The organism is Streptomyces pacificus (genome assembly GCF_011766325.1).
Classification (GTDB): Bacteria; Actinomycetota; Actinomycetes; order Streptomycetales; family Streptomycetaceae; genus Streptomyces; species Streptomyces pacificus.
Genome location: NZ_BLLG01000063.1, coordinates 1 through 831, shown reverse-complemented (window position 1 = coordinate 831; position 831 = coordinate 1). Strand labels below are relative to the sequence as shown.

2 protein-coding genes and 2 pseudogenes are annotated in these 831 nt (G+C 70.3%); 1 reads left to right on the top strand and 3 read right to left on the bottom strand.

Going from position 1 to position 831, the window contains the following annotated elements; translation table 11 throughout:
* Positions 1-143, bottom strand: a pseudogene (locus tag SCWH03_RS29525) (transcriptional regulator); the annotation flags it as partial.
* 213 nt (positions 144-356) lie between these two features.
* Between SCWH03_RS29525 and SCWH03_RS29805 the strand changes: the two are divergent.
* On the top strand, positions 357-482 hold the full coding sequence (locus SCWH03_RS29805; protein ID WP_308788896.1) for a hypothetical protein: 126 nt from the start codon (positions 357-359) through the stop codon (positions 480-482).
* Here the strand turns inward: SCWH03_RS29805 and SCWH03_RS29730 are convergent.
* On the bottom strand, positions 479-604 hold the full coding sequence (locus SCWH03_RS29730) for a hypothetical protein (RefSeq protein ID WP_272491139.1): 126 nt from the start codon (positions 602-604) through the stop codon (positions 479-481). The two genes, SCWH03_RS29805 and SCWH03_RS29730, sit on opposite strands and share 4 nt — an antisense overlap.
* A pseudogene (locus SCWH03_RS30015) lies at positions 595-708 on the bottom strand (IS5/IS1182 family transposase); the annotation flags it as partial. The gene SCWH03_RS29730 and the pseudogene SCWH03_RS30015, both read right to left, overlap by 10 nt.
* Positions 709-831: the final 123 nt, after the last annotated feature.

Here is an 831-nt window from a genome sequence, read left to right as displayed (position 1 = left end):
GTCCCGAACTCGACCCGGCTGAGCCCCGCGTGTTCCCGCAGGGCCTGGACCACCGCCCCGAACGTCCGCAGACTGTCCGACGGGTCCGGCTCACGCTCCCCGTCCCCGCACACCTCGCCCACGTCGCTCTCGACCACCGTCATCCGCGGTCACCTCCCCGTACGTACCCGCGGGACCCACCCGCACCGGACTCACCCAGCGTGACAGCCGGTTCACCGTACCGTCCACCCTGTGTGCCCGTACGCTGACTGCGCGTACGGGGTGCGCCTCTCGCGGCACAGCGTGCGCCACCGCCACCGTGGCCCCATAGAGTCTGGCACCTCCCCGGGGAAGTCACCGAACGTGCCGAACTACTGGTGGCGGAACCGGCCGCGAACGCCGTGCGCCACGGCCGGGTCCGGGGCCGCGACTTCCGGCTCCGGCTGCGCATCGAGGTCACCGACGCACGCGGCGAGCCTCGCGGCTACCGCATGGTCGTCTAGCCCCAGCACGACTTCGTCACCATCAGCGCACTCGCCAGCTGGTGCAAGGCGGAGCAGTCACGCACCCACCCCTTCCCGGCGGCGAAGGTCGTGATGTGCGAATCGGCCACCGTCACCGCCACGTCAGGAGGGTGTGGACGGCTTGGACGATGGTGCCGATCCGGCGGGTGGAGCATCTGGTCCGCCGGAGTAGTCGCCAGGCACGTTCTCCGAAGGCCCGCAGCCGGTACTACAGGAGGGCTTTGGAAGCTTGTCGTTGGTGTCGTTCGTAGTGGATGCGCCGGGCGACGGCTTGGTGGGCTCGGCGCCACAGCGACTGGGCGAAGACGATCGCGTGGGGGATGGTCAC